Source organism: Streptomyces sp. URMC 127, from assembly GCF_051386535.1.
In the GTDB taxonomy this organism is placed as follows: Bacteria; Actinomycetota; Actinomycetes; order Streptomycetales; family Streptomycetaceae; genus Streptomyces.
In genome coordinates, this window is the sequence record NZ_JBPQTW010000052.1 from 1 (window position 1) to 15063 (window position 15063).

Here is a 15063-nt window from a genome sequence, read left to right on the forward strand (position 1 = left end):
GCGGACACCAGCTTCGCCGCGTCGCCGAGCGTCAGCACACCCGCCACATGAGCGGCCGCGATCTCACCGATGGAGTGCCCGGCCACGTAATCCGGCCGCACACCCCACGACTCCAGCAGCCGGAACAACGCCACCTCGACAGCGAACAACGCAGGCTGCGTCGCCCCCGTCTGGTGAAGCGTCTCCGCATCCACGTCCACCGGAGCGTCCAGCAGCGCGCACACCTCGTCGTACGCGGCCGCGAACACCGGGTAGGCCTCGTACAGCTCACGGCCCATGCCGATCCGCTGCGAACCCTGCCCGGAGAACAGGAACCCGGCCTTGCCCCGGACGGCTCCGCCCACCGGAGCGGCACCGGAAGCGATCGCCTCCAGTCCCCGGCGGAACTCGCCGAGCTCCGCGCCCACGGCCACCGCGCGGCGCTCCAGCAGCGCACGCGACGTCGCCAGCGAGAACGCCACGTCCTGCGGACGCAGCCCGGCGGGCTCGTCGTCCAGGAGGGACAGCAGCCGGCTCGCCTGGTCCCGCAGCGCCGCGTCGCTCTTCGCCGACAGCACCCACGGCACCGCCGGAGCCGTCCCGTCGGCGGGGGGCTGCTCGGCCGTGGCAGGCGCCTGCTCCACGATCACGTGCGCGTTCGTGCCGCTCACACCGAACGAGGACACGCCTGCCCGCCGCGGCCGGTCGTTCTCAGGCCACTCGACAGCTTCGGTCAGCAGCCGTACGTCGCCCGCCGACCAGTCCACGTGCGGGCTCGGCTCGTCCACGTGCAGGGTCCGCGGCAGCACACCGTGCCGCATCGCCATCACCATCTTGATCACACCACCGACACCGGCAGCCGCCTGCGCATGGCCGATGTTCGACTTCAGCGACCCCAGCCACAGCGGCCGGTCCTCGGCACGCTCCTGGCCGTATGTCGCCAGCAGCGCCTGCGCCTCGATCGGGTCACCCAGCTTCGTACCCGTACCGTGCGCCTCCACCGCGTCGACCTGGTCCGAGGACACACCGGCGTTCGCGAGGGCCTGGCGGATCACCCGCTGCTGCGCGGGGCCGTTCGGGGCGGTCAGGCCGTTCGACGCACCGTCCTGGTTCACCGCAGTGCCACGCACCACCGCCAGCACCTGATGCCCGTTGCGCCGGGCATCGGACAGCCGCTCCACGAGCAGCATGCCCGCGCCCTCGGCCCACCCCGTACCGTCCGCACCGGCGCCGAAGGCCTTGCACCGGCCGTCCGCCGACAGACCCCGCTGCCGGCTGAACTCCACGAACACCGACGGGCTGGCCATCACCGTGACGCCGCCGACGAGAGCCATCGAGCACTCGCCGCTCCGCAGCGCCTGGGTGGCCAGGTGCAGCGCCACCAGGGACGACGAGCACGCCGTGTCGACCGTGACCGCGGGGCCCTCCAGACCGAACGTGTACGACACGCGCCCCGAAGCGACGCTGCCCGCGCTGCCGTTGACGAGGTAGCCCTCAAGGCCGGCCGGTGAGGTGTGCACGCGTCCGCCGTAGTCGTGGTACATGACGCCCGCGAAGACACCGGTCTTGCTGCCCCGCACCGAGGCGGGGTCGATGCCGGCCCGTTCGAACGCCTCCCACGACGTCTCCAGCAGCAGCCGCTGCTGCGGGTCCATCGCCAGCGCCTCGCGCGGCGAGATCCCGAAGAACTCGGCGTCGAACTCGGCCGCGTCGTGGAGGAAGCCTCCCTCGCGGGTGTAGCTGGTGCCCCACTGATCGGGGTCGGGGTCGTAGAGCTTCTCCACGTCCCAGCCGCGGTCCTCGGGGAAGCCCGACACGGCGTCGCGGCCGGAGAACACGAGCTGCCACAGGTCCTCGGGGGACTCGACGCCACCGGGGTAGCGGCAGGCCATGCCCACGATCGCGATCGGCTCGTCCGCCGGGCCGGTGACCGTGGAGGCGGTGGAGACGGCCGCCGACGCGGCCGCGGCCGCCGCCTCGCCGGAGCCCGCGGCTTCGGCGGTGAGGAAGCGGGCGAGGGCGAGCGGGTTCGGGTAGTCGAAGATCAGAGTGGCGGGCAGGCGCATGCCGACGGCCGCGTTGAGCCGGTTGCGGAGCTCGACGGCGGTCAGCGAGTCGAACCCGATGTCCTTGAACGAGTCGTCCGCGCCGACCGCCTGTGCGCCGGCGTGCCCGAGGACGGCAGCGACCTCGGTACGCACCAGGTCCAGTACCGCCTGCTCGCGCTCGGCCTCCGGCAGCCCGGCCAGCCGCTGCCCCAGCGAACCCTTCGGGGCGGCCTGCTGCGCCGCGCGCCGCACGGGCGCGACCCGGACCAGTCCGCGCAGGACCGCCGGAACGGGCCGGCCCTGTCCGTCGCGGAAGGCGGACGTGTCGAGCCGGACCGGGGCGACTGCCGCCCGCCCGGTGGCCAGGGCGGCGTCGAACATCCGCAGGCCGTCCGCCGGCGGGATCGCGGCGAGGCCCATGCGCTTGATGCGCGTGAGGTCGGTGTGGTCGAGGCTGCCGGTCATGGCGCTCTCGCTGTCCTGCGCCCACAGGCCCCAGGCCAGCGACGTGGCGGGCAGGCCCCGGGCGCGGCGGTGTTCGGCGAGGGCGTCGAGGAAGGTGTTGGCGGCGGCGTAGTTGCCCTGTCCCGGCGTGCCGAGGGTGCCGGCCACCGAGGAGAAGAGCACGAACGCGGCCAGATCGCCGGAGAGCTCGCCGGCCAGGTCGTGCAGGTTCAGCGCCGCGTCCACCTTGGGGCGGAAGACGGCGTCCAGCCGCTCGGGGGTCAGCGAGCCGATGATGCCGTCGTCCAGGACGCCTGCCGTGTGGATGATCGCGGACAGGCCCTGCCCGGCCGGGAGTCCGGCCACGAGTTCGCGGACTGCGTCGCGGTCGGCCACGTCACAGGCTGCCCAGGTGACCTCGGCGCCCTGGGCGGTCAGGTCGGCGGCGAGCTCGGCCGCGCCGGGGGCGTCGCCGCCGCGGCGGCTGACGAGCAGCAGGCTGCGGACGCCGTGCTCGGCGACGAGGTGCCGGGCGAACAGACCGCCCAGCCCGCCCGACGCGCCGGTCAGCAGGACCGTGCCGGAACCGAGGCCGGGCAGCTCCGTCCCCGTGTCCGGCGCGGCGACGCGGACCAGCCGCGGCACACGGACCTCGCCGGCGCGCACCTGAGCCTGCGGCTCGCCGGAGGCGATCAGGGCGGGCAGCAGCCGGGCGAGACCGGCGTCGGCCTCGGCGTCCGTCTGTGCGTCCGCTTCGGCGTCCGTCTGTGCGTCCGTCTCGGCGTCCGTTTTGGCGTCCGTCTTGGCGCCCGTCTCGGCGCCCGTCTCGGCGCCCGTCTCGATCAGCACGATGCGGTCGGGGTTCTCGCTCTGCGCCGAGCGCACCAGCCCGCGGACCGCGGACTGCGCGAGGTCGTCCGCACGCATCACCAGCACCAGGCGCGCGGGGCGTTCCTCGGCCAGCCACCACTGGAGCAGCTCCAGCACGGCATGGGTGACCTCACGGACCCGGACGGCCGGGTCCGCGTCGGCACCGGCCGGGCACGGCACGACCACGGCGTCGGCGGCACCGGCGTCCGGCGGCAGGTCCGCAGCCTGCAGAGCAGCGAGGTTCTCGTACGTCTCGATCCTCATGCCGTCCGGCGCGGACGGCAGGCTGACCGGCGTCCACTCCAGGCCGAAGACCGCGTCGTCGCTGCCGGAACCGGCGCGCAACTGGTCGGCGGGGACCGGGCGCAGAGTGAGCGCGTCGATGTGTGCGACCGGCTCACCGGTGCCGTCGGCCAGCACCAGCGACACCGTGGAGGTGCCGGCGCCGGCGCGCGAGACCTTCACCCGCAGGCCGGACGCCCCGGTGGCCGCCAGGCGCACGCCGCTCCAGGCGAAGGGCAGCAGCCCGTTGCCCGTCCCTGCCTCGGGCTCCACGGCCCCCAGCCAGACGGTGTGCAGGGCGGCGTCGAACAGCGCGGGGTGCAGACCGTACGCACCGGCGTCCGTCGCCTCCGCGCCGGGCAGTTCCACCTCGGCGAAGAAGTCGTCCCCGCTCCGCCAGGCGGCACGCAGCCCCTGGAAGACGGGGCCGTAGTCAAGGGCCATGCCGGCGAGCCGGTCGTAGAACCCGTCGACATCGAGCGGTTCCGCGCCCGCGGGTGGCCACGCGGCGAGCGAGCCGTCCGCCGGTGCTCCCGTGGCCACGGCCAGCCAGCCGGAGGCGTGCCGGACCCACGTCCGCGCCGCCTCGTCCTCGTGGGGGTACCCGTCCCCGTCGTCGGTCCGCGAGTGCACGGTGAGCGGCCTGCGGCCCGAACCGTCGTCGGCGCCGACGCGCACCTGCAGGGCGACGCCGCCGCGCTCGGGCACGAGAAGCGGGGTTTCCAGCGTCAGCTCTTCCAGGAGGTCGCAGCCGACGGCGTCGGCAGAAGCGACAGCCAGCTCGACGAACGCGGTGCCCGGCAGGATCGCAACGCCGTTGACGGCGTGATCCAGCAGCCACGGGTGCGTGTGCGCCGAGAGCCGGCCGGTGAGCAGGTGCCCGTCGCCGTCGGCCAGCGGCACGGCGGCGCCGAGCAGCGGGTGACCGGCCTCGCCCTGCCCAACCGCGCGCATGTCACCGGCGGAGGCGGGGGCGTCGAGCCAGTAGCGCTCGCGCTGGAAGGCGTACGTCGGCAGGTCGATACGCCGGGCGCCGGGGAAGAAGGCGTGCCAGTCCACTTCGACGCCGTTGACGTGCAGTTGGGCGTACGCGGTGGTGATCGCCTGCGGTTCCGGGCGGTCGGTGCGGAGGGCGGGGACGGTGACGATGTTGCTGTCGCCGTCGTCGGCGAGGCAGCCCTGGGCGAGGGCGCTCAGGACGCCGCCGGGGCCGATCTCCACGAACGTCCTCACGCCCAGCTCGTGCAGGGTGCGGACGCCGTCGGCGAAGCGGACCGCTTCACGGACGTGGCGGACCCAGTACTCGGGGGTGTACGGCTCGGCGAGCTCACCCGTGAGGGTGGAGACCACAGGGATCCGCGGCTCGTTGAAGGTCAGCCCGCGCACGGCCTGCGCGAACTCCTCCAGCATCGGATCCATCAACGGCGAATGGAAGGCGTGACTCACCTTCAGACGCGAGGTCTTCCGGCCCTGACCGGCGAACACCTCGGCAATCGCAACGGCCGCGTCCTCCGCGCCGGAGACCACCACAGACCGGGGCCCGTTGATCGCCGCAATGCCGACCTGCTCGGTCAGGTGCGGAAGGACTTCCTCCTCGGTCGCCTGGACAGCGACCATCGCACCACCGCTCGGCAGCGCCTGCATCAGCGCGGCACGGGCGGACAGCAACTTCGCCGCATCCTCAAGCGACAGCACTCCCGCCACATGAGCAGCAGCAATCTCACCCACCGAGTGACCGGCCACGTAATCCGGCCGCACACCCCACGACTCCAGCAGCCGGAACAACGCCACCTCGACCGCGAACAACGCAGGCTGCGTGCACCCGGTTTCGTGCAGCGTCTCCGCATCCACATCCACCGGCGCATCCAGCAGCGCACACACCTCGTCATACGCCGCAGCAAACACCGGATACGCGGCGTACAACTCACGCCCCATCCCGATCCGCTGTGACCCCTGACCCGAGAACAGGAACCCGGTCTTGTCCGCCGAGCGGGCGCGCCCGGCTACGACGTTGGCCGCCGGTTCACCTGCCGCGAGGGCCTCAAGTCCCGCCCGCAGTTCGGCCGGGTCGGTGCCGACCACCGCGGCACGGTGCTCCAGTGCCGATCGCGTCGTAGCTGCGGAGAATCCCGCGTCGACCGGCGGGACGTCGTCGGTCGCGAAGGCCAGCAGGCGTTCCGCCTGGGCCCGCAGCGCCGCCTCGTTCTTCGCCGACAGCACCCACGGCACGGGCACGGGGCGGTGTTGGACAGCCGGTCCGGCCGCGGTCGCGGCGGGCGCCTCCTCGATGATCGTGTGGGCGTTGGTGCCGCCGATGCCGAAGGACGACACCGCTGCCCGGCGCGGCAGGTCCCCCGCGGGCCACTCCACCGCTTCCGTCAGCAGCCGCACCGCGCCCGCCGACCAGTCCACGTGTGCCGTCGGCTCGTCCACGTGCAGGGTCTGCGGCAGCACTCCGTGCTGCATCGCCAGCACCATCTTCATCACGCCGGCGACACCCGCGGCGGCCTGCGTGTGGCCGATGTTCGACTTGACCGAGCCCAGCCACACCGGACGGTCGCCGGAGTGCTCCTGGCCGTACGTCGCCAGCAGTGCCTGCGCCTCGATCGGGTCGCCCAGCTTGGTGCCGGTGCCGTGGGCCTCGACGGCGTCGACGTCGGCCGGGGTGAGGCCGGCGGACGCCAGGGCCTGGCGGATGACGCGCTGCTGGGAGGGGCCGTTGGGGGCGGTCAGGCCGTTGGACGCGCCGTCCTGGTTGACGGCCGAGCCGCGGACCACCGCCAGCACCTTGTGCCCGTTCCGGCGGGCGTCCGACAGCCGCTCGACCAGCAGCAGGCCGACGCCCTCGCCCCAGCCCGTGCCGTCCGCTCCGGCCGCGAACGCCTTGCAGCGGCCGTCGGGCGACAGGCCGCGCTGGCGGCTGAACTCCACGAACAGGTCGGGCGTGGTCATGACGGTGACGCCGCCGACCAGGGCCATCGAGCATTCGCCGCTCCGCAGGGCCTGCGCGGCGAGGTGGAGGGCCACGAGCGACGACGAGCAGGCCGTGTCGACCGTGACCGCAGGGCCCTCCAGGCCGAACGTGTACGAGATGCGGCCGGAGACGACCGAGGCCGCCTTACCGGTCAGTGCGTAGCCCTCGATCTCCTCGGGTGCGTTGCGCAGCCCGTTGGCGTAGTCCTGGCCGTTGGTGCCGATGAAGACGCCGGTGCGGCTGGAGCGGACGGACGCGGGGGCGATGCCGGCGCGCTCGAAGGCCTCCCAGGCGGTTTCCAGCAGCAGCCGCTGCTGCGGGTCCATCGCCAGCGCCTCGCGCGGCGAGATCCCGAAGAGGCCGGCGTCGAAGCGGTCGGCGCCCTGGATGAAGCCGCCCTCGCGCGCGTACGTCCTGCCGGGCCGGTCGGGGTCGGGGTCGTAGAGCGAGCCGATGTCCCAGCCGCGGTCGGTGGGGAAGCCGGTCACGGCGTCGCGGCCGGAGCTGAGCAGCTCCCACAGGTCTTCCGGCGACTGGACGCCGCCCGGGAAGCGGCAGCTCATGCTGACGATAGCGAGGGGCTCGTCGGTGGCGGTGGCAGCAGTCGTGCGTGCGGCGTCCGTCTCCGGCCCGTGCCCGCCGAGGAGTTCCTCGCGCAGGTGACGGGCGAGGGCGGTGGGGGTCGGGTGGTCGAAGACCAGGGTGGTGGGCAGCTTGAGGCCGGTGGCCGTGGTGAGCCTGTGGCGCAGTTCGACGGCGGTGAGCGAGTCGAAGCCGGTCTCGCGGAACGTCCGGCCGGCTTCGAACGCGCCCTTGCCGGTGTGGCCGAGCACCGTGGCAGCCTGCTCGCGGACCAGGTCCAGCAGGATGCGGTCCTGCTCCCCCGGCGTGCCGCCGAGGAGACGCTGGACGAGGGCGGACGCGGGCACCGCGGCGCTCTGCGCGGCCTGGGCGCGTGCTTCGAGGGCCTTGCGGGCCTCGGGCACGCCGTGCAGCAGGAGGCAGGGGCGGGTGCCGGCGAATGCCGGGACGAAGCGCTCCCAGTCCACGTCCGCGACGGTCACGGCGGTCTCGCCATGGGTCAGCGCGCCGTGCAGCACGGCGATCGCGGGAAGGGCCGCGATCGCCCGGACGCCGCGCCGCCGCAGGTGGTCACCGGCGGCGCCGTCGGCCATGCCCCCGTCCGCCCAGGATCCCCAGGCGACGGCCAGCGCGGGCAGGCCCTGCGCGCGGCGGTGCTCGGCGAGGGCGTCGAGGAAGGCGTTCGCGGCACCGTAGGCGCCCTGGCCGCCGTTGCCCCAGACCCCGGTCATCGAGGAGAAGAGAACGAAGGCGTCGAGGTCCCGGCGGTCCCGGGTGAGCTCGTGCAGGTGGAGGGCGGCGTCCACCTTGGGGCGCAGCACGTGGTGCAGGCGCTCGGGCGTGAGCGATTCGACCAGGCCGTCGTCCAGTACGCCCGCGGTGTGCACCACGGCGTTCACGGTGTGCTGGTCGAACAGTTCGGCCAGCGCGTCACGGTCGGCCGCGTCGCACGGGGCGACGGTGACGCGGGCGCCCAGCCCCTCCAGTTCCGCCGCGAGTTCCGCGGCGCCCGGGGCGCCGGGGCCCCGGCGGCTGGTCAGCAGCAGGTGTTCGGCACCGGCGGCGGCGAGCCAGCGGGCCACGTGCCCGCCGAGCGCACCCGTACCACCGGTCACGAGCACGGTGCCGCGCGGCGCCCACGGCTCGTCCGCCGGGGCAGCGCTCTGCGGCGCGCGGACGAGACGGCGGCCGGACACGCCGGAGGCGCGCACGGCGAGCTGGTCCTCGTCGGAGCCCGCCAGCAGGCCGGCCAGTCGCTGCAGCGACCGGGAGTCGGGAGCGGCGGGCAGGTCGACGAGCCCGCCCCAGCGCTGCGGCTGCTCCAGGGCGACGACCCTGCCCAGGCCCCAGAGCTGGGCGGCGGCGGGGTCGGTCAGCGGGTCCGCCGGGCCGGTCGACACGGCGCCGCTGGTCAGGCACCACAGCGGGGCCTCGATCCCGGCGTCGCCGAGGGCCTGGACGAGTAGAACGAGCTGCTGGAGGGCGCCTGCCCCCGCCTCGCCCCCGGCGGCGGCGAAGACGACGCCGGATGCCTGCTCGTGCCCGGCATCGGCCAGGGCCCGGGCCAGCGTGTCACGGTCGGTGTCCTCGTCCACGGCGAACGGTACGAGCTCGACGCCGAGTTCCGTGAGCCCGACGCGGATCGCCTCGGTCCATGCGGTCTCTTCGGAAGCCGCGTAGAGCCAGGTTCCCGGCGGAACGGAACCACCGGCGTCACCGAGCGGCTGCCAGGTGATCCGGTAACGCCAGCCGTCGGCGGCGGACTGCTCGCGCCGCTGCCGGCGCCAGGCGGACAGCCTGGGCGCGACCACGTCCAGCTCCGCGGGCTCCAGCCCCAGGAGCGCACCGAGAGACGCGGGGTCCTCGCTCTCGACGGAGTCCCAGAACTCGGCGTCCAAGGCCTCCGGGGCGCCGACGGCCGCCGCCTGGGGCGCGTCGAGCCAGTAGCGGTCGCGCTGGAAGGCGTACGTCGGCAGGTCGACGCGCCGGGCACCGGGGAAGAAGGCGTGCCAGTCCGGGGAGACGCCGTGGGTGTGGAGCTGTCCGACGGCGGCGACAATGGCGTACGGCTCGGGGCGGTCGGCGCGCAGGGCGGGGACGGTGACGATGTTGCTGTCGCCGTCGCCGTCGAGGCAGCCCTGGGCGAGGGCGCTCAGCACGCCGCCGGGGCCGAGCTCGACGAAGGTCGTCACGCCGAGGTCGTGGAGGGTGCGGACGCCGTCGGCGAAGCGGACTGCCTCGCGGACGTGGCGGACCCAGTACTCGGCGGTGTACGGCTCGGCGAGCTCGCCGGTGAGGTTGGAAACGACCGGGATCTGCGGGGCGTTGAAGGTCAGCCCGCGGACGACCTGTGCGAACTCCTCCAGCATCGGATCCATGAGCGGCGAGTGGAAGGCGTGGCTGACCTTCAGGCGCGAGGTCTTCCGGCCCTGGCCGGCGAACACCTCGGCGATCGCGGTGACCTCGTCCTCGGCGCCGGAAATCACCACAGACTGCGGGCCGTTGATCGCCGCAATGCCGACCTGGCCTGTCAGGTGCGGGAGGACTTCCTCCTCGGTCGCCTGGACGGCGACCATCGCACCACCGCTCGGCAGCGCCTGCATCAGCGCAGCCCGCGCCGACACCAGCTTCGCCGCATCCTCAAGCGACAGCACACCCGCAACGTGCGCGGCCGCGATCTCGCCCACCGAGTGGCCCGCCAGGTAGTCAGGTCGGATTCCCCACGATGCGAGGAGCCGGAACAACGCCACCTCGACCGCGAAGAGGGCGGGCTGCGTGCACCCGGTCTGGTTCAGCTCCTCGGAGTCGACGTCAAGGGGAGCGTCGAGGTACGCACACACCTCGTCGTACGCCGCGGCGAACACCGGATAGGCGGCGTACAGCTCGCGCCCCATCCCGATCCGCTGCGACCCCTGCCCCGAGAACAAGAACCCCACCTTGCCCCCGGCAGCACCACCCACCGGCGCAGCACCGGAAGCAACCGCCTCCAGTCCCCGCCGCAACTCGGCGAGCTCCTCTCCCACGACCACCGCGCGGCACTCCAGCACCGCACGTGACGTCGCCAGCGAGAACCCCACATCCCTCGGCCGGACCCCGACGCCCTCGGCGTCCACGAACGACAACAGCCGCTCCGCCTGCTCCCGCAGCGCCGCCTCGCTCTTTGCCGACAGCACCCACGGCACCACCGCGTCCGAACCCGCATCCGCGGGCTCCTCCGCGGCCGCAATAGGCGCCTGCTCCACGATCACGTGCGCGTTCGTGCCGCTGATGCCGAACGAGGAGACCGCTGCCCGGCGCGGCGCATCGTCCGCGGGCCATTCCACGGCCTCGCTCAGCAGGCGTACGCCGCTCGCCGACCAGTCGACGTGCGGGGTCGGCTCGTCCACGTGCAGGGTCTGCGGCAGCACACCGTGCCGCATCGCCATGACCATCTTGATCACACCGGCCACGCCCGCCGCGGCCTGGGTGTGGCCGATGTTCGACTTCAGCGAGCCGAGCCACAGCGGCCGGTCGCCGTCCCGCCCGCGGCCGTAGGCGGCGATCAGGGCCTCCGCCTCGATCGGGTCGCCGAGCCGCGTGCCCGTGCCGTGCGCCTCCACCGCGTCGACCTGGTCCGGGGACAGGCCCGCGTTCGCGAGGGCCTGGCGGATGACCCGCTGCTGCGAGGGGCCGTTCGGTGCCGTGAGGCCGTTGGACGCGCCGTCCTGGTTCACCGCGCTGCCCCGCACCACCGCCAGCACCTGGTGGCCGTTGCGCTCGGCGTCGCTGAGCCGCTCCACCAGCAGCATGCCGACGCCCTCGGCCCAGCCCGTACCGTCCGCGCCGGCGGCGAACGCCTTGCACCGTCCGTCGGGCGACAGGCCGCGCTGCCGGCTGAACTCCACGAACATGCCGGGCGTGGACATCACGGTGACGCCGCCGGCCAGGGCCATCGTGCACTCGCCGCTCCGCAGCGACTGGATGGCCAGGTGCAGGGCGACCAGCGACGACGAGCACGCCGTGTCGACCGTGACCGCCGGCCCTTCGAGGCCGAACGAGTAGGCCACGCGGCCCGAGGCGACGCTGGTCGTCGTGCCGGTCAGCAGGTAGCCCTCGATGCCGTCGACCGGCTCGTGCAGCCGGGGGCCGTAGTCCTGTGCGGTCGCGCCGATGAACACACCGGCCCGGCTCCCGCGGACCGTGGCCGGGTCGATGCCGGCCCGCTCGAAGGCCTCCCACGCGGTCTCCAGGACGAGCCGCTGCTGCGGGTCGATCGCGGCGGCCTCGCGGGGGCTGATGCCGAAGAAGCCGGCGTCGAACTCGGCCGCGTCGTGCAGGAAGCCGCCGTGCCGCGTCGAGGACTTGCCGGGCCTTCCGGGCTCCGGGTCGTAGAGCGCTTCGACGTCCCAGCCGCGGTCGGCCGGGAATCCGGAGACGGCGTCGCCGCCGGAGGCGACCAGGCGCCACAGGTCCTCCGGGGAGTGCACCCCGCCGGGCAGGCGGCAGCTCATGGCCACGATGGCGATGGGCTCGTCGGGGTCGGCCGCCGCTGCCTCGGCATCGGTGACCGCCGTGCCCGCGCCCGCGGTCTGCGCGCCGAGGTGGCGGGCGAGCGCGGCAGGGGTCGGGTGGTCGAACAGCAGTCCGCTGGGCAGGCGCAGTCCGGTGGCCTCGCTGAGCTGGTTGCGGAGTTCCACCGAGCTGAGCGAGTCGAAGCCGAGGTCCTTGAACGTCCACTCGGTCTCGACCCGGCGGGCTTCGGCGTGGCCCAGGACGGCGGCGATGTGTGTGCGGACGAGGTCGAGGACGGCCTCGTCGCGTTCGGCCTCGGGCAGGCCGGCGAGCCGCTGGGCCAGGGCGCCGCCGGGGGCGTTCCCCGTCGCGGCGGTGGTCTCGTCCTGCTGCGGGAGCTCGTTCTGCTGCGTGAGGGCGGGGCCCCAGGCGGCGGGGACGAGGGGGGACGCGGTGTCGCCGTCCAGCCAGTACCGCTGCCGCTCGAACGCGTAGGTGGGGAGCGCGACCTTGCGACGCGCGCCCGGCCCGCCGAACAGGGCGGTCCAGTCGGGATCCAGGCCGCCCACGTGCAGGGAGGCGACCGCTGTGAGCAGGGCCTGCGCCTCGGGGCGGCGGGCGCGCAAGGCGGGGACGAACAGGGCGTCGCCTTCGGCTCCCGCGAGGCCGGTGCGGGCCATGGAGGTCAGCACACCGCCGGGGCCGAGCTCCAGGTACGTGCGGACGCCGTGCTCGCCGAGGCGGGCGACGCCGTCGGCGAAGCGGACCGCGTCGCGCACGTGGCGGACCCAGTACGCGGCCGTGCGCCCTTCGTATGCCGAGGGGTCCTCGGACAACCGGCCCGTCACGTTGGAGACGATCGGGATGCGCGGGGCATGGAAGGTCAGGCCCTCGGCCACACGCCGGAACTCCTCCAGCATGGGTTCCATGTGGGGGGAATGGAAGGCGTGGCTGACCCGCAGCCGGCTGGTCTTGCGGCCCAGGGCGGTGAAGTCGCCGGCGAGCTCGGTGACGATGTCCTCGTCGCCGGAGAGGACCACGGAGTCCGGTCCGTTGAGCGCGGCGATGCTCACGCGGCCGGTGCAGTCGGTACGGTCGGTGCGGTCGGTGATGCGGGCGCGGACCTCGTCCTCCGTCGCCTGGACGGCGATCATGGCGCCACCGGCGGGCAGCTCCTGCATGAGGCGGCCGCGCGCGGCGACGAGCGTGCAGGCGTCGGCGAGCGAGAGGACACCGGCCACGTGGGCGGCGGCGAGTTCGCCGATGGAGTGGCCCATCAGCACGCCGGGAGTGATGCCCCAGCTCTCCAGCAGCCGGAACAGGGCGACCTCGACGGCGAACAGCGAGGTCTGCGTGTAGAGGGTCCGGTCGAGCTCGGCCGCCTCCTCGGTGCCTTCGGCAGCGAACATGATGTCGCGCAGCGGCCGCGGCAGCTGCGGGTCGAGGTGCGCGCACACCTCATCCAGGGCGGCGGCGAAGACCGGGAAGGCCGCGGCGAGTTCGCGGCCCATTCCGGCCCGCTGGCTGCCCTGGCCCGAGAAGAGGAAGGCGAGCTTGCCGCGCGGGCCGGTGCGGCCCGTGGTCAGTGCGGCGTCGATGCCGCCGGTGGACAGTTCGCGCAGGGCGCGCAGGAAGTCGTCGCGGCTCTCGCCCACGACGACGGCCCGGTGCTCGAAGGCGGTGCGGCCGGTGGCCAGCGACCAGCCGGTGTCGGCCAGGGCGGGACCGGGGTGTGCCTCGGCGTGTGCGAGCAGGGCGGCGGCCTGGGCGCGCAGCCCGGAGGCGGTCTTGGCGGACAGCGGCCAGAGAACCGGGACTGTGGCCGCCCCCGGCTCCGTAGCCGCGTCCACCGCCTCGCCGTCCGCATCCGTGTGCGCCGACTCCTTGGCCGCATCCGCATCCGCCGCCCCCCGGGCCGCGTCCGCAACCGCATCCGCGCGGTGTTCCGCGAGCACGATGTGGCAGTTGGTGCCGCCCATGCCGAACGAGCTGACGCCGGCGAGCAGCGGGCGGTCGTCCTCGCTTTCCCACGCGGTGTGCTCGGTCTGCACCCGCAGGTTCAGCCGGTCGAGCGGGATCGCCGGGTTCGGCGTCTCGAAGTTGAGGCTGGCGGGCAGTTCGCGCCGGCTGAGCGACAGGGCGGCCTTGAGCAGGCCGGTGATGCCGGCGGCGCCCTCCAGGTGGCCGACGTTCGTCTTGGCCGAGCCGACGCGCAGCGGCCTGCCGGGTTCGCGCCCCGTGCCGAGGACCGCGCCGAGCGCGGCCGCCTCGATGGGGTCGCCGACCTTGGTGCCGGTGCCGTGCAGCTCGACGTAGCCGACGTGGGCGGGGTCGACGCCGGCCCGTTCGTAGGCGAGGCGGAGCACCTGTTCCTGCCCGGACTGCAGGGGCACGGTCAGCCCGTCGCCGCCGCCGTCGTTGTTGACCGCGCTGCCGCGGATCACGCAGTAGACGGGGTCGCCGTCCTCGACGGCCTTGGCCAGCGGCTTGAGGACGACGATGCCGCCGCCCTCGCCGCGGACGTAGCCGTTCGCGCGGGCGTCGAAGGTGAAGCAGCGGCCGTCCGGGGACAGGCCGCCGAACTTGGCCGCGCCCAGGGTGCTCTCGGGGACGATGTTGAGGTTGACGCCGCCCGCGAGGGCGATCGTCGATTCGCCCTTGCGGAGGCTCTCGCAGGCGAGGTGGACGGAGACCAGGGAGGAGGACTGGCCGGAGTCCACGGTCAGGCTGGGGCCGTTGAGGCCGAGGAAGTACGAGACCCGGTTGGCGATGATGCTGCGGTGCAGGCCGGTGACGGTGTGCGGGGAGATGGCCGTGAGCCCGGAGCGGTGGTGCAGGGTCGCGTAGTCGTCCCAGATGGCGCCGACGAAGACGCCGGTCCTGGTGGAGCGCAGCGCCCCGGCGGGCACGTGCGCGTCCTCCAGCGCTTCCCAGGCCAGCTCCAGCACGAGCCGCTGCTGCGGGTCCATGGCCGCGGCCTCCTTGGGGGAGAGCCCGAAGAACCCGGCGTCGAAGTGGCCGATGCGGTCGAGGAACCCTCCCCGGCGGATGTCGGTCCGGCCCGGCGCGGAGGGGTCCGCGTCGGCCACGGCGGCCCCGTCCCAGCGGTCCGCGGGGACGTCGGTGATCGCGTCCCCGCCCTCGCTGAGCAGCTGCCAGAAGGCGGCCGGGCCGGCGGCTCCCGGCAGCCGGCACGCCAGGCCGATGACGGCGATGCCGTCGGCCGTTTCCGCCGGGGCCGCCGCCGCTGAGGCCACCGGAGCCGCCGAAGCCGAACCGGCCCGATTCCCCGTTCCGTTGAGCCCGGACTCGACCATATTGCGCTCCACCCACCCACACAGAGAACGAAAAAGGCACCGCACACATGGCGGCGTGACCCCAGTTTCGGTGCCC

The 15063-nt window shown here is 74.0% G+C and carries 1 protein-coding gene; it reads right to left on the reverse strand.

Annotated features, from left to right (window positions below; all coding sequences use genetic code 11):
- On the reverse strand, positions 1-14987 hold a 14987-nt coding region (locus ACSNOH_RS14265; RefSeq protein WP_436721672.1), incomplete at its 3' end, for a type I polyketide synthase.
- Positions 14988-15063 lie beyond the last annotated feature (76 nt).